Source organism: Telluribacter humicola (assembly GCF_017355935.1).
Lineage (GTDB): Bacteria > Bacteroidota > Bacteroidia > Cytophagales > Spirosomataceae > Telluribacter > Telluribacter humicola.
In genome coordinates, this window is sequence record NZ_JAFIQT010000003.1 from 217,892 (window position 1) to 239,038 (window position 21,147).

At 49.8% G+C, this 21,147-nt stretch carries 12 protein-coding genes; 4 read left to right on the forward strand and 8 right to left on the reverse strand.

All coding sequences use genetic code 11. The features are described 5' to 3' along the window. Nucleotides 1-26: 26 nt before the first annotated feature. The 4 genes from JUB14_RS16290 (at nt 27) to JUB14_RS16305 (ending at nt 10,387) form a co-directional block, all read left to right on the forward strand. Nucleotides 27-548, forward strand: a complete 522-nt coding sequence (locus tag JUB14_RS16290) for a phage tail protein (RefSeq protein WP_207507388.1) — start codon at nt 27-29, stop codon at nt 546-548. 13 nt (nt 549-561) lie between these two features. Next, a complete protein-coding gene (locus JUB14_RS16295; RefSeq protein ID WP_207507389.1) occupies nt 562-1,068 on the forward strand; it encodes a GNAT family N-acetyltransferase in 507 nt (168 codons plus the stop codon). A gap of 16 nt (nt 1,069-1,084) precedes the next feature. After that, nucleotides 1,085-1,384 carry a DUF6916 family protein gene (locus tag JUB14_RS16300; protein ID WP_207507390.1) on the forward strand — a complete coding sequence of 100 codons (300 nt, stop codon included), beginning with the start codon at nt 1,085-1,087 and terminating at the stop codon, nt 1,382-1,384. A gap of 105 nt (nt 1,385-1,489) precedes the next feature. Further along, the gene (locus JUB14_RS16305; protein WP_207507391.1) at nt 1,490-10,387 is read left to right on the forward strand and encodes a DUF8696 domain-containing protein; all 8,898 of its coding nucleotides are present in this window, start codon (nt 1,490-1,492) and stop codon (nt 10,385-10,387) included. A gap of 132 nt (nt 10,388-10,519) precedes the next feature. Here JUB14_RS16305 and JUB14_RS16310 read toward each other — a convergent pair whose 3' ends face one another. The 8 genes from JUB14_RS16310 to JUB14_RS16345 all read right to left on the reverse strand — a co-directional run bounded on the left by JUB14_RS16310 (nt 10,520) and on the right by JUB14_RS16345 (nt 20,910). Next, complete coding sequence (locus tag JUB14_RS16310; RefSeq protein WP_207507392.1) at nt 10,520-12,337, reverse strand: acyl-CoA dehydrogenase FadE; 1,818 nt, start codon at nt 12,335-12,337, stop codon at nt 10,520-10,522. 161 nt (nt 12,338-12,498) lie between these two features. Continuing rightward, nucleotides 12,499-15,396, reverse strand: coding sequence for a putative Ig domain-containing protein (locus tag JUB14_RS16315; protein WP_207507393.1), 2,898 nt, complete (start codon nt 15,394-15,396; stop codon nt 12,499-12,501). 34 nt (nt 15,397-15,430) lie between these two features. Continuing rightward, complete coding sequence (locus tag JUB14_RS16320) at nt 15,431-16,570, reverse strand: glycosyltransferase (RefSeq protein WP_207507394.1); 1,140 nt, start codon at nt 16,568-16,570, stop codon at nt 15,431-15,433. Beyond that, the gene (locus tag JUB14_RS16325; protein ID WP_207507395.1) at nt 16,567-17,571 is read right to left on the reverse strand and encodes a glycosyltransferase family 2 protein; all 1,005 of its coding nucleotides are present in this window, start codon (nt 17,569-17,571) and stop codon (nt 16,567-16,569) included. Before JUB14_RS16325 ends, JUB14_RS16320 begins: the two co-directional genes overlap by 4 nt. A gap of 102 nt (nt 17,572-17,673) precedes the next feature. Beyond that, on the reverse strand, nt 17,674-18,852 hold the full coding sequence (locus JUB14_RS16330; protein ID WP_207507396.1) for an acetyl-CoA C-acyltransferase: 1,179 nt from the start codon (nt 18,850-18,852) through the stop codon (nt 17,674-17,676). A 152-nt stretch (nt 18,853-19,004) separates the two neighbouring features. Next, nucleotides 19,005-19,235, reverse strand: coding sequence for a PspC domain-containing protein (locus JUB14_RS16335; protein WP_207507397.1), 231 nt, complete (start codon nt 19,233-19,235; stop codon nt 19,005-19,007). A gap of 132 nt (nt 19,236-19,367) precedes the next feature. Continuing rightward, nucleotides 19,368-19,643 carry a hypothetical protein gene (locus JUB14_RS16340; protein ID WP_207507398.1) on the reverse strand — a complete coding sequence of 92 codons (276 nt, stop codon included), beginning with the start codon at nt 19,641-19,643 and terminating at the stop codon, nt 19,368-19,370. Beyond that, complete coding sequence (locus JUB14_RS16345) at nt 19,633-20,910, reverse strand: dicarboxylate/amino acid:cation symporter (protein ID WP_207507399.1); 1,278 nt, start codon at nt 20,908-20,910, stop codon at nt 19,633-19,635. The genes JUB14_RS16340 and JUB14_RS16345 overlap by 11 nt, the downstream gene beginning before the upstream one ends. Between the last annotated feature and the right edge of the window lie 237 nt (nt 20,911-21,147).

Sequence of the window (21,147 nt, forward strand, 5' to 3'; positions counted from 1 at the left end):
TTTTTACTATATAACCCTTCATAGTTATGTCTGATCAATTTCTAGCCGAAATAAGAATATTCCCTTTTAATTTCGCTCCTACAGGCTGGGCTTTCTGCCATGGACAACTAATACCCTTATCACAGAATACCGCCCTGTATGCCTTATTAGGTACTATCTATGGTGGCGATGGTAAAAGTACTTTTGCGTTGCCCAATATGATCGACTCAGTACCTGTGCAGCCTGGTCAAGGACAGGGACTAACATATCGAAGCCAGGGAGAGACATCGGGGGCTTCCACTCTTACTTTACTTCAGTCCGAAATACCAGTTCATACTCATAATGTCAGGGTTATGAATGAAGAAGCTAATGATAATCTGCCTGCACCCAGTACCGCCATTACTTCCTCTGCCCGCGGTAATGTTTATAGTACCGCGCCACCAAATACGGCTTTCCATCCTGCCAGTCTCAGTGCAACCGGAAGCTCTTTACCCCACAATAATATGATGCCTTACCTGACCGTAAACTTCTGTATAGCTCTGCAGGGAGTCTTTCCACCGAGGGCTTAACCGTTGATTGCAAATGAACCTGGTTATATCAGAGCAGTCAGTGAAGCTTCGCCCCATAACTGAAAACGATAAAGAAGTTCTATCGCGCATTTATGCCAGCACCCGGGAAGAAGAGATGAAGCGGGTGCCGCAGTGGAGTGCGGCCATGGTCAAAGCATTTCTTGAGCAGCAGTTTGATGCCCAGCATGACTACTACCAGAAAAATTATGTGGGAGCTAACTTCTGGATTATCGAAAAAGATGGGCAGGTAGTAGGCCGGCTGTATGTACAGGAAAACTTTCAGAACCGGGAAGTACGCATCATCGACATCGCGCTGCTGCCGACCTGGCGCAACCAGGGAATTGGGGCGGCTATACTAAACGATGTTATGAAGGAAGCAACCCGGCTACAGCGCCCACTGACTATCCACGTTGAAAGCTTTAATCCAGCTAAAAGCCTGTATGAGCGACTGGGCTTCAGAAAAGTAAGCGAAACCAACGGGGTTTATCACCTTATGGAGTGGCGTCCCGATTCTAATTAACAAAGACCTTTTATCAATGGATTTAAACCTTGTTACTAGTACAGATTTCAAAGCCCTGCTGCATCAGTCGCTTCAGGTACATTTTACGCCCGACGTAACGCTTACAGCCGAGTTAGTGGAGGTAACTGAGCTGGGAGGCTATTCCCCTCTGGAGAGGATGCCTTTCTCGATAGTAATAAGAACGGATCAAAAAAAGGAATACTATAATCAAGGCACATTTGTAGTAGAGCACCCTCAACTGGGAGCTCTGCCTGTTTTTCTGGTACCGCTGGGATTAGATGGGAAAGGTATGAGATATGAAGCGGTTTTTTCTTAAAAGTAACGATAAAAACAAGTACACACCTATTCAGCAGTAACCATCACTTTGCACTATTGAAGGTGCACCACACATTTATCTTGATTTCCCCCTTTTCTCTAAGGTATGAAAAACATTTACTCTCTGATTATGGGTGCCACTCTGTTGGCGCTATGGATTCCCTTTAACTACACCATCGACGACTTCACTCTATACGATACATTTCGTATAGAAAAAACAAAACCCGACCAATCCCAAAAACCGGATAAAAAAGCCCGGGTACTGTTATCCAAATCTCCACTACGGGTAAAACGACAGGGAATTGCCGCTCTTATGGCCCCTGCCATTGCCGCTACCAAGACCTACTCGCTTACCAGTGACACCGGCCTGACGGGGGCCTCAGCTGGCGATGAGCTGGAGTATACTATCGTGATAACCAACTCAGGTGATACCGACGCTACGGGCGTAGCGTTTAGCGATCTGATTGATGCCAATACCACCCTGGTAACCGGCTCGCTGAAGGTTTCACCTGTTGCTCAGAACGACAACTACCAAACCATCGGAAACGTAGGGCTTACTATACCGCAGGCAAGTGGCGTACTAACCAACGACGTCAATCCGGGTAATGGTACTTTGGTTATTACCACTGCCTCCCCCATTACTACTTCGCAGGGAGGAACCGTTACACTGAACACGACGACGGGTGCCTTTACCTATGAGCCGGCACCGGGTTATACCGGAGGTAACGACACCTTTACCTATACCTTGAGCAATGGCTCTGACCTGACCTCTACGGCTACGGTTACTATCGCGGTATCTGGGAAAGTCTGGTTTGTGAATAATGCCGCCACCAACAGTGGTACAGGTACCTTGTCCAGCCCATTTAAGCAGATGTCGGACTTCAGCACGGCCAATACCGGTACCTCTGGCAAGCCCGGCGACAATGACTATGTTTTTATCTTTACCGGTAGCGGCAACTATACCGGAGCGGCTACTCTGAGAACCGGACAAAAGTTAATTGGGCAGGGAGCAACTGCCAGTCTCTTAGCTATTACCGGCTACACGGCTCCTTCTGGCACTAACCAGCTTCCATCGACGGGAGGTGTACATCCGGTACTAACAACTACCAGCCCAGGTACCAATGCCCTTACTGTAGGCTCGGGTAATACCCTGCGGGGCTTTACCATTGGTAACACCACTGGCAGTAAGATTGACGGTACTAACTTTGGTACTCTTACAGTTAGTGAGGCAGTCCTTACCGGGAGTGGACAGGCCCTCAACCTAACCAATGGTACTCTGGCGGCTACTTTTACGAGTATTACTTCTAACACTAGTGCAGCCGCGGGTATCAACCTGACCAACGTATCGGGTAACCTGACCAGCAACGACGGTACTACCATCACCAACCCCACCACGCAGGGTATTAACATAAGCACCGCCTCCTCAGGTACTTTCAACTTTGGGAATACTTCTATCACTGGTTCGGGCAGCACAGGACTAGCGAGTTCCGGCTTTGCCAATACGCTCCAGTTCGGCACCCTCACTATTACTCCCGCCAATGGACAGAAAGGCATTGATATCAGTAGCGGCACCGGTACCCTGAATGTTACTACGGGCTCGGTTACTGCCAACGGAAACAGCGCTATAAGCATTGCCGGTACCAATACCTCCAACCGCATTATCTTAGGTGCTACCTTTACCAGTCTCTCCTCTACCAACAGTAGTGCAACGGGTATTAGCCTGAGCAATGTACAGGGCAACCTTACCTCCACCACTACTACGGTTACTAATCCTACAGGTCAGGGTATTAATGTAAATAATGCTGTATCAGGTACCTTTAGCTTCGGTACAGCCTCTATTACCGCATCGGGCGGCACCGGCCTTGCCAGTTCCGGCTTTACCAATACACTACAGTTTGGCTCGCTGACTATCACTCCTGACGCCGGACAAAAAGGTATTGATATCACCGGTGCTACCGGTACTTTGAACATCCAGGCAAGCCCACAGATCACGACTACAAACAATACAGCCATCAGCATTGCCGGCTTGAACGTCAACAGCAAAGTCACCCTGGGCATCAACTTAACACAGGTATCAGCAAACGGCTCATCCGGCTCTACATCTAAAGGTATATCCCTTACTAATACAAGTGGAAGTTTTCAGATAACGGGCTCAGGTAGTACGGCCGGTTCAGGAGGTACTATTCAGAATATTACACTACGGGGTATAGAGGTAATTAATGCTACCAACATTACTCTCAAGAATATTAATCTGATAAATGCTAATACCAGCCAGAGCAGTGTTATAAATGCGGCTGATTATTCGTCGGCCAGCGCAGCCGTCCATCTGGACAATGTCAACGGTGTATCCCTGGATAATGTAGATGTAAGTGGGACTACCGTGCAGCGGGGGCTCAACGCCAAAACGGTTCAGAACCTCAGCATGACAAACAGCGACTTCATCAACTGCGGTACTGAAGCTCAGGAAGGAGCTATGGCCTTTCAGGATTTATCAGGCACTTGCTCTATAACCAATTCAACGTTCAGGAACAGCTACGAACATGCTGTCAATATTATCAATACCAGTAAAAATGTAACCTTGGTTATCAACAACACTACTTTTGAAGGTACCACATTTGGTTCGGGACTTCTGGTTGATAGCTGGGGTACTTCCAACACGAAGGTTACCGTCACAAACACTAGCTTTACCAAAATTCCTTCGGATGCCATCAAGACCATAAATTCCGAGACCTCCATCGGTAACTATGAAATAGCCAATAGTACCGTCGATCCTACTAATCCAGGTACTTCTCCCAATGATGTAGGTACTGTATTTGAGATAGCCAGTAATGGAACCAGTACCGTCTATATCAATATTCATGATAACGCCAGTTTGAAAGGAAAAGGGGGTAGTTTGATTAATCTGGCACCTGCTGAGCAATCTACCATGCATGGCAAAGTCCATAACAACACCGTTACCTATCTGCCAGAAACAACCGCAACAACAGGACGTGGTATTGAAGTATTCGGGCAGGATAATGCAATAGGAAGATTTTCTATTACGAACAATACTGTTAATAATATTCCTCTTTCCAACGGGATTGATGTCAATACACGCAGAGGTACTACGGGTACTGGCCGTATGGATGTGACCATTACGGGTAATACCATTAATATGCCTCAACCCGTTACAGCAACAGGCTACAACATTCGGCTTGAAGCGGGTAATAACTCGACTTCTGTTAACGTAGTGTGTGGTAATGTAGCAAACAATGTCATACCTTCCGGAGGAAAAGGAAATAATGGTCATTTCAGAGTAAGTTCCTTCGGTACAGGCTCCCTACTTCTGGAAGGTGCCGGCGCTAATGCTAGTAATATCTGGGATAATAAATCTAACAATCCGACATCTGCCAATGGTGCCGTAATATCAACTCGTAGTGGTACTAACCTGCAGGTAGGACAAACCTGCCTTACTCCCTCCAATCCTCCACCAGGCCGGATTGCCGCCGAAGAAACGTCCGAAGAGGTTCCTGCCAGCGCGGCTCTTGCCACTACAGCAGCATCTGATTCGATTTCAACAAACCCATCCGACACCGTTGTTGCCTCTACTATCGAAACGGCTGCTGACTCGACTCCTGTCAAGCAGGATGTAGCCAGCCAACAGCCTCCTGTCAGAGACCCCGAACCCATTACCCAAACGAATACTTCCGCCCGGACAGCCACAACTCAAGCAGTTGAAGATGTGCTAGTCAATGGCTCTGGAAGCGGCTTTACCCTTCCGGCAGGTAAGAGCGTTACTATTAAGTTCAAGGTTACCATCAATAGCACCATCCCGGCTGGTACGTGTCAGGTTTCTAACCAGGGAAGGGTATCAGGCAGTAATATCTCCAATGTACTCACGGATGATCCGGGGGTAGGAGGCTCTGCTGACCCTACTGTTACACCACTCATATCCGCTCCGGTTATTACAGCTAACCAAACCAACATCATCACCGACCCGGACGCCGGAGTTTGTACAGCTTCCGAATCCTTTGCGGTAACAGTGGCTGGTTGTCCTGCTCCTACCATTACGTATAAGATCGGGAATGATGTCATTACTTCACCACACATTTTCCCGAGTGGTACTACTACGGTAAATGTAACGGTATCCAACGGGAACGCCCCGGATGCTACCTCTTCCTTTACCGTTACGGTCAACCCGCAGGCAGCCCCGGCTATTAACCAGGAGCCTGTAGCTAAGTCTGTTTGTGCAGGCTCCAACGCTACCTTCTCGGTCACGGCCTCTGGTACAGGGCTGTCATACAAATGGCAGAAAAAAACAGGTGACGGAGAGTTTATTGATATCCCAACCGCTGGCAATACCAGTGCCGCTACGGCTACCCTTACTCTGCCCGCCGTAACGCTCAGCGAGAGTGGTACCCAATACCGGGCCATAATATCCAATCAGTGCGGTGGCAGTACCACTTCCAGTGCAGCAACACTTACGGTTACTCCTCTACCTACTGCCACAGTTAGTGGAACCACAACCGTATGCCAGGGCTCTACCAGTCCTGTGATCACCTTTACCGGAGCTAGTGGTACCGCACCCTATACCTTTACCTATCGGATAGGCAACGGTGCTGAGCAAACTGTATCAACCGAAGGCACTAATACCTCGGTTACAGTACCACAAGTAACAAGTACCGCCGGAGCATTTACCTATACATTGATGAGTGTAAAGGATGCCCTGGCAGGCGAATGTACCCAGCCTCAGACCGGTTCTGCTACTATAACCATCACCCCACTTCCTACGGCGACGATTAGTGGTACTATTACAGTCTGTAAGGAATCACCAAACCCGGGTATTACGTTTACCGGGGCTAACGGGACGGCTCCCTATACCTTTACCTATACCATCAACGGGGAGGAAAAGACAATCACTACCACCACAGGTAATTCAGTAAAGGTAGTTCAGGAAACAGATGAAGCAGGCTCTTTTGTCTATACCCTGGTAAGTGTGGCGGATGCCGGCCAATGCAGCCAGCCTCAGACTGGTTCGGCTACTGTTACGGTAACCAACCCAACAGAAGGCGGTACCGTATCAGGTAGTGCTGTTGTCTGTAAAGACGCCAACAGTGGCACGCTTACGTTATCGGGCTATACCGGCAACATCATCAAGTGGCAGAGCTCAACCGACAACAGCACCTGGACTGATATTGCTAACACTACCACCAGCCAGACCTACACCAACCTCTCACAAACTACCAGCTACCGCGCCGTCGTGCAGAGCGGTGACTGCGGAGGAGTCTTCTCTACCACGGCCACGGTAACCATTGTTCCCATCACAGCCGCTACGGCCTCGGGTACTACTACCGTGGGACAGGGTGCTGCACAACCCTCTGTGACCTTCTCGGTCACCGGCGGAACCGCCCCCTACACCTTTACCTACACCGTAGGCAGCGGAAGCTCTACCACCGTCTCTACGACCGGAGTCGCCACTACCGCTACCGTGCAGCAGCCTACCACCAGCGTCGGCAGCTTTACCTATACCCTGGTCAAAGTCACGGACGCTACCGGCTGTGACTTTACGCCGGCTACGGCGCAGACGGCCACTATCACCGTCAGCTCCGACCTCACCGCTACCATCAGCGGTACCACCACCGTCTGTAAGGATGCCACCGCTCCCAACCTGACCTTCACGGCCAGCGGAGGCACAGGTCCTTTTACCTTCTACTATACCGTCAACGGCCAGGCTGAGCAATCGGTCTCTACGACTGGTGACGCTACAACGGCCCTGGTACCACAGCCTACTGCTGCCGCCGGCAGCTTTGTCTATGCCCTTACCAGAGTCACCGGGGCTGGCAACGCCTCCAACACCATCACCGGACAAACCGCTACCGTAACCGTTACGCCAGCGTCCGAAGGAGGCAGTATAGCGGGCAGTACTACAGTCTGTAAAGACGCCAATAGTGGCACGCTTACGTTATCGGGCTATACCGGCAACATCATCAAGTGGCAGAGCTCAACCGACAACAGCACCTGGACTGATATTGCTAACACTACCACCAGCCAGACCTACACCAACCTCTCACAAACTACCAGCTACCGCGCCGTCGTGCAGAGCGGTGACTGCGGAGGAGTCTTCTCTACCACGGCCACGGTAACCATTGTTCCCATCACAGCCGCTACGGCCTCGGGTACTACTACCGTGGGACAGGGTGCTGCACAACCCTCTGTGACCTTCTCGGTCACCGGCGGAACCGCCCCCTACACCTTTACCTACACCGTAGGCAGCGGAAGCTCTACCACCGTCTCTACGACCGGAGTCGCCACTACCGCTACCGTGCAGCAGCCTACCACCAGCGTCGGCAGCTTTACCTATACCCTGGTCAAAGTCACGGACGCTACCGGCTGTGACTTTACGCCGGCTACGGCGCAGACGGCCACTATCACCGTCAGCTCCGACCTCACCGCTACCATCAGCGGTACCACCACCGTCTGTAAGGATGCCACCGCTCCCAACCTGACCTTCACGGCCAGCGGAGGCACAGGTCCTTTTACCTTCTACTATACCGTCAACGGCCAGGCTGAGCAATCGGTCTCTACGACTGGTGACGCTACAACGGCCCTGGTACCACAGCCTACTGCTGCCGCCGGCAGCTTTGTCTATGCCCTTACCAGAGTCACGGGTGCTGGCAACGCCTCCAACTCTGTCACCGGACAAACTGCTACCGTAACCGTTACGCCAGCATCGGTAGGTGGTACCGCTACGGCTACGGCTGCTACGGTCTGTACCGGCACGGGTACAACCATTAGCCTCTCGGGCCATACCGGTACTATCCAGTGGCAGAGCTCGACGGACAACAGCACCTGGAACAACATCGACGAACAAACCAGCGCCTCCCTCAACACGGGTAACCTTACTACTACCACCTACTTCCGCGCCCGCGTTACCAGTGGTGTGTGTAGTGAGGCCTTCTCATTAGTAGCTACCGTCACCGTACTTGCCCCTGCCGTACCTGTTGCAGCAGGAACTACCATTGCTTTTGGCGAATCAGCTACCCTAACAGCTACGGGTTGTACGGGTGATGGGTCCGTGCTGAAATGGTACCAGGCCTCAGACAATGCCCTGGTCACTATGCCCGTATCGCCCGCTGTTACTACCCAATACTACGCCCGCTGCGAGCAGACGCTGGGACAACTGGTATGCCTCAGCGACAAGAGCGAGAATGTCACACTGACGGTGCTGAATCCGACACCACCGGTGGCTCAGGATGCCGCTTTCTGTGCCGGCGCTTCGGTTACTCTGTCCGCCACCGGCTGTACGGGCGATGGCTTTACGTTGAAATGGTACCAGGCTTCGGATGATGCTCTGGTCACCATGCCCGTATCACCCGCTGTGACCACCCACTACTATGCCCGCTGTGAACAACTCATCGGCAACACCACCGCTATTAGTGATAAGAGTAATGAGGTAGAAGTAGCTGTACTAGCGCCATCGACTCCGATAGCGCAGGGAGCTACTGCCTACCAGGGGCAGGCAGTAACACTTACAGCCACTGGTTGCACGGGAGAGGGTTTTGTCCTGAAATGGTACCAGGCTTCGGATGATGCTCTGGTCACCATGCCCGTATCACCCACCGCGGCCACTGCGTACTACGCCCGCTGCGAGCAGACCCTACACGGTACCAGTTGCCTGAGCGGTAAGAGCAACGAGGTGACCCTCCAGGTGGGAAAGCGCTTGTTTGTCAATATAGCTAATCAGTCAGCCACACAGAATGGTAGCAGCTGGGCCACCGCCTACAGCAACCTGCATACAGCTCTTGCCGCCGCAACGGCCGACGTAGAAGTATGGGTAGCCAAGGGGACCTATTGGACTACCTCTACCAAAAATCGTACAGTTTCCTTCCAGGTGCCCAACGGCGTACGCCTCTACGGGGGCTTAGCCGGAATTGAGGACGCCCTGACAGAGCGGGACGTCAAAACCAATGCTACCATCCTGAGCGGGGAGATTGGCGACCTCAACAGCGTTGGAGACAACTCTTACCATGTAGTGCTGTTTAGCGGCAATGACAACACTACCCGCCTCGACGGCTTTACCATCACCGCCGGTAATGCCAACATGGGGGGTATAAAACCGGTTGAGCCTTCAAATACTGACCAACCAATTGACTTGAATATGGGAGGCGGTATAGCTATGGACGGAGGCGCTAAGCCAGTAATAGCCAACTGTACCATCATCGCCAACCATGGTGCTTTTGGGGGCGGAGTTTCTCTTATCAGTAGTAGTCCCACCTTCCTGAACTGTACCATACGGGGCAACCAGGCTAGCTTCGGCGGGGGTGTCTACAACGTCTACAGCTCGCCTCAGTTCACCAACGTCTTGTTCGCGGGTAACTATGGTCCCGGCGGCGCCCTCTACAACAGCCAGAGTACGCCTATACTGACCAATGTGACTATAGCAGGCAACGGAGGAGAGCGGGCCGCCAGCCTCAACACCCGCGAGAGCCACCTGACCATCCGTAACTCAATTATCTGGGGCAATCAGGGGCAGACCCTGGACCAGAACGCTACCATCAGCAACAGCATTGTGGAAGGAGGTTATGTGGGAACGGGTAACCTGAACGTGAATCCACGGTTTGTGCAACCCGTAGTTTACGATCAGGCGCCCACGCTGGCAGGAGATTACCGCCTGCAGAGCAGTTCTGCGGCTATCGATGCGGGAGATAACACGGTGACAAGTGGGGATCTGGATCTGGATGGCAACGCCAGACGCTACAACGGAGGCGTGGTGGATATGGGAGCCTATGAGTACCAGGGAAGCCGCACCGGGAGTGGCATGGTCATCAGCATCAGGACAGGTAACTGGGAAGATCCCTCTACCTGGGATGTAGGTCGTGTTCCGGCCGCCGGTGATCAGGTAGTACTGGATCAGAACCATACGGTCTCTGTGAATGGTACCGCTACGGCTCAAACCATTGAATACCGGCAGAACGCTACCCTCCAGTTTAACGGTACTAACAGCAGTATCCAATTGGGATTATAAATAAATTGGCCACCAGCGGCTGATAGCATCGATAGTACTACGAATACCAGTACCTCCTGTTACCAGAAAAGCCGCCCCCAATTAGGGGCGGCTTTTCTCATAGTGTATTGTATGGTAGGTACCTTTGGATTATCAGAATATAAATTTATTCTCTCTGATAAGGGCATCTGCGATACGACGACGAGCTTCTTTCAGATTGAGGGGCTCTATTTTGGTGAATCGCTTCAGACCCATCAGCATTACGCGTAGCTCATCTCCCTCAGCAAAGCCCATAATGGCCGTGCGACCGGCATTGTTTACTTTTTCTACGGCCTCGTGCAGGTACACCATAGCTATATCCTTCTGTAGCGAAACAGCCGCATCTCCTTTGATACCGATCAGCTTCTCTACCCGCAGCAGTACCGATTCGGCTACATAGGTTTCGATAGCCATATCCGCCAGATCCATGATAATTTCCTGTTCATCCGACAGCTTCATCATGAATTTCTGTACGGCAGCCCCTGCTACCATTAGTACCGCTTTCTTAAGATTTTTAATCACTTTCTTTTCGGCCGCAAATTGGACATCGTCATCAGCAGCCCCAAAATCAGGGATAGACATGATCTCCTTCGAAACGGCCATAGCGGGGCCCATCAGATCCAACTGACCTTTCATTGCCCGCTTCAGGATCATATCCACCGTCAGGAGGCGGTTGATTTCGTTAGTACCTTCGAAGATTCGGTTGATCCGGCTATCGCGATAGGCACGGTCCATGGGTGCATCAGCTGAGTAGCCCATACCTCCGTACACCTGTACGCCTTCATCCACTACGTAATCGAGCACTTCCGACCCGTGTACCTTCATCATGGCACACTCGATAGCGAATTCTTCCAGTGCTTTTAGCTTAGCTTCCGAGTCACCCATCCCCTGCTCTTTCAGGTCTATGATCAGGTCGTCGATATTCTGTCCCGCCCGATAAGCTGCCGACTCCGTAGCGTATATTTTAACGGCCATTTCGGCCAACTTATGCTTGATAGCTCCAAAATTAGAAATAGCGGTACCGAACTGCTTGCGCTCGTTGGCATACATGATAGCTTGCTCAGCGACTTTTTTCGCGCCTCCCAGCGTAGCAGCCGCCAGTTTGATACGACCTATATTCAGGATATTCACGGCTATCTTGAAGCCATTACCGCGATCTGACAGCATGTTCTCGACCGGTACCTGACAATCATTAAAGAAGATCTGGCGGGTATCGGAACCTTTAATACCCATTTTGTGCTCAGGCTCATTCATAGTGATACCGCCAAAGTCCTTATCCACGATAAAAGCCGTCAGATTCTTATCTACCTGTCCGGCACCATCGTCTATCTTGGCGAATACAATATATACATCAGCAAAACCACCATTCGTAATCCACATCTTCTGACCATTGATGATGTAGTACTTGCCATCCTCCGAAAGACGAGCCCGCGACTTGGCCGCATTGGCATCTGATCCCGAATCAGGTTCGGTCAGGCAGTAGGCTGCTTTCCACTCGCCGGTAGCCAGCTTGGGCAGGTACTTTGCTTTCTGCTCTTCGTTACCGTAATAGAGTATAGGTAGTGTACCTATACCCGTATGCGCCGACATAGCTACCGAGAAGGAGTTACCGGCACCGGTAGCTTCGGCCACCAGCATGGAGGTATTGAAATTCATTCCAAAGCCACCGTACTCTTCCGGAACAGCCGTTCCCAGCAAGCCCAGCTCACCGGCTTTATCCATAAGCGAAGCCATAAGCTCCGGACTTCTGGCCTTATCTATTTCTTCAATGCGCGGAGTTACTTCTGTTCGTAAGAAGTCCCGGCAGGTTTCAGCAATCATCTGCTGCTCTTCAGTAAAGTCTTCCGGGATGAATACTTGTGACGCCTCAGTTTCCTTGATTAGAAACTCCCCTCCTTTGATAGAGGCCTTATTGCCAACTGTTACAGCCATGGTATCTGATATATGGTTTAGGTAATCATTTTTACAATCAGTATGCTTGCATACTGATTTACTATACGCAAATATAACTTTCTAAAAAATATTATGCAAGCATACTACCTCAAAAGTAAAAGATGATTTTGCTCTGTGACAGTGTCTTTGAGAAGGTCTTATTAGCGCTTAAATACTTTGAAGAGTTTTACAAATTCTCCGTTCTCTTCCAGCCGAATGAAGTAAACACCTGATGCCAGCGCAAAATCGCTTAGATCAATCTGGGCGATGCCATCATAAACTGCTATTTTCTGAGCAGAAATAGGCATACGTTGTCCACTGACTGTAATTAATGTGAAGGTATAATCAGAGACTTGTGTGCCGTCGGGTAGCTTTACATTGAATACTCTGTCGAACGGATTGGGATAAGCCTGCCATTCCGAAAGATTACGACTTATGTTGGTCGAGTCGCCCGCCGCTATGCTAAACTCTATTGTGTTGGTAATAATAAGTGAGTCCTGATGGTAGGCCGTGGCCGACAGGGTGTAGTGACCTACATAGGGAGCAAATCCGGCACCTTCCTTGAACAGTGAGTAAGGAAACTTTCTGACTTTGGACTCGTACCGGTACGGCCCGCTTAGCTGAAGGTTGACCCAATCAAACTCAAAGTTGCCATAAGTGTAAATATTCAGTAGCGAAGGCAGCGAATCTACCGGGATGACCTCATTCTGCTTTAAAGTGCGTAATTTTTTCCGGTCTATGGTTTTACCAGACTGCAGCAAATCAAAACTCAGGTAAGGTACTTCCACTTTAAGAATAAAAATGGTCTCAGCATATCCACCAGCATTGTCATAGGCGCGCACTACCAGCCGGTACTCGCCTTCTTCGGTTGGAGTACCCGAAAACATATTAAAGCTAAAGCTCAGCCAGGTAGGTAGATTTTGTACTGTGATGAGCGATATGTAGCCATCACTATCGACAAAGGTATCGGGCGGAAGCGCAAAGGTAAAGGGCTCGTTGACCTTGGCGTACTTGACCGGAATGGTACGGCCAGTATAGGGAGGATTGTTAAAGAACTGCGGCTCTACTACCTGAATGACAAAAAAGGTTTCAACAAATGCCTGCAGATCATCATAGGCTTTGACGATAATGCGGTACTCACCCGTAGCGGCAGGAGTACCTTTCAGCTGACCATTCTCAAAGGTAAGCCAGCCGGGCAACTCGCTTGCCTCCACACGGGTGATTTTACCATCCGTATCCACAAAGGCTTCTTTGGGCAAAGCAAAGTTGAATGGCTCGTTAACTTTGGTCACCAGCCTCGGGAAGTTTTCTCTGACCGTAGGAGGTTGATTGGCATTCTCACGCGTATCCACCCGGATGGTGAAGAACGCCTCTATGACACCTCCTTCGTCATCAATACCTCTGACCATAATACGGGTATCCCCCATTACATCTGACTTCCCCCTGATTTCTCCGTTTTCATAACGCAGCCAGGAAGGCAAGTTGGGTACTTCTACTCTGACTACAGTCCCGTCCGTATCCGCAAATGTGTTGGTCGGTACCTTATAAGAAAAGTCGCGACCCACGGCCACAATCCGCATCGGGAGCGGATTAAGCAGGTAAGGCGGGCGGTTAGCTGCTTCTTTCCAGTAGTCATCCGAGAGCATATCCTCTATCATGGTCAACTGTACGGGACGTGCCTCCGCCGTTCCTCGCTGACTTACCTTTAGCCAGTCTGCATATATTGAGTTTGTGATGTTCCATTCTACCGCCCTGGACATGCGGTAAGCCAGCGTATCTTGAGGAATAATCGGGCGCACCGGTTCATTGAGCCAGGTACCAGATACGGTACGTATGGTCGGCTCTACCCGACGCAGGTCATTCATCGATGATATGACAAAAACGATCATATTAGCTCCATACCTGAAGTTCTCATTGAACTGCTTGATATAATCGTCGGGGATGAGCCAATTGGAATAAAATACTTCGTTGGCGTAAAAATGGTTGGGCGAGAGCTGGCCCCGGAGTACATCCATGGAGAAATGGTGATCATAAAAATGGTCATCATTAATCTTGATACCGTCTGTGCGCTCGTTCAGGTCCCCAAAGGCTATGGTTCCCCGGACATTACTCACCATATCAAATACGGAACCATAGTCCGATATGAACTTTATGCCTGTATTTACTCCTTTGACGGCATCTACCATCCGATTGGTATACGCTTTGAGTACCTCATGCCTGAATATATACCAATCCCTGCCGTACCGGCTGCCAAAGGACTCGTTAGGGCTCCAGGGAGCCGAGGGGGCCGGTGCTTCACTAAAAGTGGTATAGCGGGTCCCCCATAGCAGATTCAAACGCTGGATTTTCTTGTACCGATTCGCCAGCCACTGCTGGAAAGCCTGTACTGTAGCCGGTGAATAATCAAATATGGAAAGATAAGCTTTACTAAAATCGCCGCTCGGCGGCAGATTATTGAATGGGTACCCAGCTTCCTGCTGGGGCGTATTGGTAACGCTGACAAAAAGGAGCTTTCCTTCCTGATGCAGCCACTTGTACCTATCAACTACTTCTTTAACAAAACCTGCAGCCTTCTGCACGGATGGCTCATGGTCATATCGAAACGAGGTACTTCCATAAACTTCTATCAACGGCTGACCATTAAAGTCGGTCAGACAGTCAGCCCGGGTCCAGAATCCATTGATACGATCGATATTTCTTCCTACATGCACCCGTATCGCTACCTTCATACCCAGGCGCGAGGCCAGCTGAATCTGCTCATCGTACTTAGCCCAGCGAGGTGCCTCAGTAGGTGAGTTGTAGTAGACCTGGTCCCAGGGAATGGTCAGGTACACGGAGTTCATACCGTAGCTGTTACTGGTCTGCAGCAGATTGATATCATTCTCCCGCTCGGGCCCCAGATTCAGCAACATCAGACCCAGGTAACGCTGGGTATCATCGGTAAGCGCCCGTGCCGTAGGGGTGGTATCAGGGGCCGCGCCATAGGTATATATACTGCTCAGCAGGTACACTACGGCTACCAGCCATTTGATTATTGATAAGAAATTTCCTGCTTTCATTGTACAATTACCAATAGCTGCTTAACACCTCCCCCTATACTACTGCCATCTCATCTATCGACTGACTGATTAAGCTTCCCCAATCTTCCAGGCCACTGGTCAACGTGAACTGATGAGCCCGTACTTTACTCGCCTCCGGGTTGATAGTCACCTCCCCTTTCATGATCTTTCGCATAGCCTTTACCAGCGTACTTACACTAAAGTCATCAGTTACCAGTCCCATACCCTCCTGTACAAATTCTATTACGCCTCCGGATGGTAAAGCTGCTATAGGTTTACCCAACAGGGCCGACTCTATCATCACCAGCGGGAAGGGGTCCTGGCGGGAAGTAAGTAAGAAGCCGTCCGCTATGTTAAGGTAGTTATAGTAATCTTCCTTTTGCTTACCAACCAGATGTATTTTAGTCCGGGATGTGGAGCTATGACATCTATGCTCCGTATAATGCACCAGGCCATCGTTGATGCGGCTACCTACCCACACCAGATGCACCTTAGGGTCATTGAGCTGGTCAGCTATATCCGGAAACAGGTCAAATCCTTTACGCTCCGACGTAGTTCCCGACATGACCCATACAAAATCATCGTCGGCTATGCCCAGTTGTCGGCGGAGTGTGCGGGTCCGGTCCTCACTGGCCTCCACGCTGTGCTCATTGATAAATGAATAAAGCAATTTTACATTTTTTCCGCCCGAGTCCTTAATAGCTTTACAAGTCACTTCTGAGCAACCGATAAGCAGCTGAGAATAGTCGACTATAGTCTTGAAATCCGACTCTTCCAGATAGGAATAAGTCAGAGGAAGTTCATGGAAGTGAGTGACTACCGGAATAGCGAACTCCTTAGCCACTTTGACTACCTCTGGTAGCATAATGGTATTAACATACCAGACATCGGCTTTGAAGCTTTTGGCTAGTTTACGCAGCCGGTACAGGATCGGATTTACACCCAAATGAAAAGCGATTCGCTCAGATGTATTGAAATTACGGGGAACAATAAAAACGCGTATATCGGAAGGTATATCATTCAGTAGTTCCCCACGGGCAAAACTCACCAACCCTGCCTCATACTTACTACGATCAAAATGGCGTAGGATGTACAGCAGCATCATTTCTGATCCGGTACGACTTGCATAAGGTGTAAAGAAGAGAATACGGCGCTTGGTAGTGGATGTACTCATGAAGATGTTAGTAAATCGATATTATCGCTAGGTAATATTTTGTAGAATCCCTTTTTTAAGAAGAGGGTCTTTCTAAAGTATTTAAGTAGTACAAATGTTTTTCTTACGTATATCCCCTGTGTTCTTAGCTCTGCAAATGGATTCCCAAACTTTCTGATATTTATCACAAACTTCCAGACATAGATAACCGGTATCATCGAAAGGTAGTGCAGGATCAGGATCAGGTAGTGACCAATGCCGTATTGCTTACGCACCCAGGCAAAGTTAGACACCTGCATCTGAGTACTAAAACGGTTGATCCAGGAGATATTGGTCCGGCGAAAAGGATTTTTATTTTCCAGATGAATAAATTTACAGTCAGTGAAGTAGCAGAGCTTTCCCTGCTTACCCAGCCTCCCCGACCACTCCACGTCTTCCGCATACATAAAGAAGTCTTCGTCAAAGCCTCCCGCCTTGTCTACTACCTCTTTACGAACCAGTATAAATGCCCCTACCAGCCAGTCGTGCTGTTCAGGATCCTCGTATTGGGGCTCCGGGAACAAACGATCCAGCAACCGTTTAAAAAACCCGCTTGGAGGAAGAATAAAGAATGTTTTGCGGAACTCGTTGAAGCTCCGGTAAAAAGGCATAGGGGTATAGTCAGGGTAGTACTGCAGGGCTCCGCAGGCCGCTACCTCCATCTGACGATCCATACGTTCGACACAGCGGTCAATCACATTATCGATCAGCAGGGTATCGGCATTCAGCAGCAGGAAGTAACGCCCTTTGGCTATTTTCATACCCTCGTTATTGGCACGTCCAAAACCCGCATTATAAGGCATGTCTATCCATTTAACCTCCGGAAACGCTGTCCTTACTTGTTCTCCACCTCCGTTTGGTGGGTCATTATCTACTATAATTATCTCGAAGCTAACATCTTTAGTATACTGATAGATAGATTGCAGACAGTTAATTATAAGTTGAGATGTATGGTAGTTTATGATTATAATGGAGACATCCATATATGATAGCTCAGTTGAGGGGGGTAAAATTAGCAAAACTCCGAGGAAGTCTTTCAACCATCCCCGGAGTTTTAGCAAGTGGACTTATTTATGATCTATCTCTTAGCTCAGCAGCTCGTACACACCGGCTACCCCCTGACCACCTCCGACACAAGCCGTCACTAGGCCGTACTTCTGATTGCGGCGGCGCATTTCATTAAATAGCTGTACCGACAGGCGTGCTCCCGTTGATCCCAGAGCGTGCCCGATTGCAATGGCGCCACCGTTAGGATTAACGATCTCCGGATCTATGTCCAGTCCACGTATGACGGCTAAGGTCTGAGCCGCAAATGCTTCATTGAGTTCCACCTGCTCGATGTCAGCCATTGTAAGACCAGCCTGCTTCAGGGCTTTGGGTACTGCTTCCAGTGGCCCGATACCCATGACACGCGGATCTACCCCCGCCGTAGCGTAGGACATCATGCGGGCAATGGGCTTTAATCCCAGCTCATTCACCATGCGCTCCGACATCACCAGCACAAAAGCGGCACCGTCCGAAGTCTGTGATGAGTTACCGGCCGTAACACTACCTCCCGCGGCAAATACCGGCTTCAGTCGCGCCAGAGCTTCCACCGTAGTATCGGCCCGCGGACCTTCGTCTTTACTCACTACAAATTCTTTGGTCTTCTTTTTGCCGGAAGCCGCGTCAAAGAAGGTCTCCTTCACGGTGATGGGTACTATCTCCTCGTCAAATTTTCCGTCACGCTGTGCCGCCAGTACTTTCTGGTGCGACTGGTACGAGAAGGCATCCTGATCGTCACGGCTGATGTTAAAGTCCTTGGCTACCTGCTCGGCAGTAAGGCCCATGCTGAGGTAGTACTCGGGATTACTGTGGGAGATCTCATAATTAAGTGCCGTGCGCCAGCCCATTACCGGTACCAGCGACATGGATTCGGCTCCTCCGGCTATGACACAATCCGACACTCCGGCGTGTATCTTGGCAGCGGCAATGGCAATGGCCTCTACACCCGATCCGCAGTAGCGGTTGATAGTCATACCCGATACACTCTGTGGCAGCGAAAGCAGCGATATAAAGCGGCCCATCTGCATGCCCTGCTCTGCCTCAGGTACAGCATTTCCTACGATCACGTCATCTACACGGGCAGGATCCAGCTGTGGTACCTTACTCATCATGTACTTGATCACATCGGCGCCCAGATCATCAGGCCTGGTAAAGCGAAAACCGCCTTTTGTGGCTTTGCCCACCGCAGTACGATATCCGGCTACTATGTATGCGTTCATAAATTTTTAATGGTTAAGTCTATATCAGGAACAAGATAGTATGCAGGCATACTATTGTAAAAGTAGTAATTTATTTAAAAACAAAAAACCACTGGAGGGTTGTTCCCCAGTGGCTTTGCTGACTAGTATTATTAATATTTATGCCTTTTCCTTCATAAGCCCCCACCAACCGGAGAGGCTGTCTGTATGGGTCGCTTAGCCGGCATGGCTATCCAGAAGGCAATGTAAGCGATCACGATGGGGAAAGGCAGTGGTATAAAAATGCCCAATACAAAGAGTACACGTACTATGGCTACATCTACTCCGAAGTACTCGGCCAGTCCTGATGCTACACCACCTATTACCTTCTGATTCATGTTGCGAAATAATCTGTTATTGTTCATGGCTATGTTTGTTTTGCTGTTATTGTTGATTCAAAGGTACTATGTTATGCAAAGTACACAAACCTAATAAGGACAAACGGCTTCTGCATGGGAAGAATGGAAGTTTTCAGGGGGGAGCTATCAAGAGCTCATCTAGCTACCAAACACGTAGAAACAAATAAACAGGTGCATGATCAGCGTAAGCACAATAGACACCGGACGAATATGCAGACGTCCCACTTCGCCCAGCTTAAAGTAGCAGTAGGCAATCAGCAGAAAGTAAGGTACCGGCAACAGGTACATTGCCCACAGCGGCAGGCTGATGACTTTGTAGGCTACCAGCAGCATAGGTACTATATACAGAAATATCGCTACCCGCGACAGCATTATGTAGGTACGCTCACGCGGTTCTATATCATTAATACTCATAGTTAGCCAGCGGCTCCTTTTCCTCCTTTTTAAATACCCGGTTCAGGCGTTTCATATCAAGTTCATTTTCGTTGCGGGCTATCCATACCGTAGCCACTGTATTACCGATGGTATTGGTGATGGCCCGGGCTTCGGACATGAAGCGGTCCACGCCCAGCAGCAGTGCCAGCCCCTCCACGGGTATTACTTCAATGGCCGTGAGTGTGGAGGCCAGTACAATAAAACCACTTCCCGTCACGCCCGCCGCGCCTTTGGAGGTGACCATCAGGATACCAATAATCGTCAGCTCCTGGCCCAGCGTCAGGTCCACATGGAATACCTGCGCCAGAAAGATCGTAGCCATGGACAGATAGATGGTTGTACCATCCAGATTAAAGGAATAGCCTGCCGGTATCACCAGTCCTACTACCGAGCGGGAGCAACCCAGGTTTTCGAGCTTATCCATGATCAGGGGCAGCACCGACTCCGACGAAGAGGTACCCAATACAATCAGCAGTTCTTCCTTAATGTATTTCAGCAATTGCCAGAGGCTTATCTTGTAGTACCGCAGGATGAGGTTGAGTATTACGAATACAAAGAGGAACATAGTCACGTACACCGTAACCATCAGCTTCCCCAGGGGGAGCAGGGCTGAAACCCCGTAGGTACCAATGGTATAGGCCATGCCTCCCAGAGCTCCTAACGGAGCCAGCTTCATGACCATGTTCAATATATTAAAAAATACTTTGCTCAGACGATCAAAGGTTGCAATGAGACTGTGTCCCTTCTCGCCCATGTGCGTAAGTCCCATTCCGAACAGGACTGAGAATACCAGTACCTGCAGGATCTCGCCTTCAGCAAAGGCTTGTACGGCATTACTGGGTACACTGTGCATCAGAAAATCAACCCAGTTCATGGACTTGCCTTGTTCTGTATAGCGATTCACCACATCAGAGGCACCACCTACCTGCGCTACCACTCCGTCACCGGGGCGCAACCAGTTAGCTATAACCAGTCCGATGATTAGCGCCGCCGTCGTAACTATCTCAAAATAGAGTAAGGCTTTACCTCCTACCCTGCCTACTTTTTTTAGGTCACCCATATTGCTTATCCCTAATACTATTGTCAGGAATATGATAGGAGCGATGACCATCTTGATCAGGTTGATGAAGAGGTCGCCCAGGGGCTTTAATTTACTGGCAAAAGCGGGAGCAAAGTGTCCGAGCAGTATACCAACAACTATGGCTACAAGTACCCGAAACGTAAGATTATTGTAGATTTTGTTCATAAAGGATTAGACAGGGCTTAGGAACAGGCAGCCGGGCAAAGGCAGTTTAAAAGGATAATTAAAAACAGATTTCGCTTCGGCAATTAACAAATATAGCATGGCAGGCGTAACCTTCTTTGTACGGCACGTACTTTCCTGATAATTATGCTCAATGGCAGAAATTTTATCTACTACAGGAGAAGACACCTCTCCACATGATGTACCCATTTTGCCTTTCTTACCTGATGGCACCAGTAT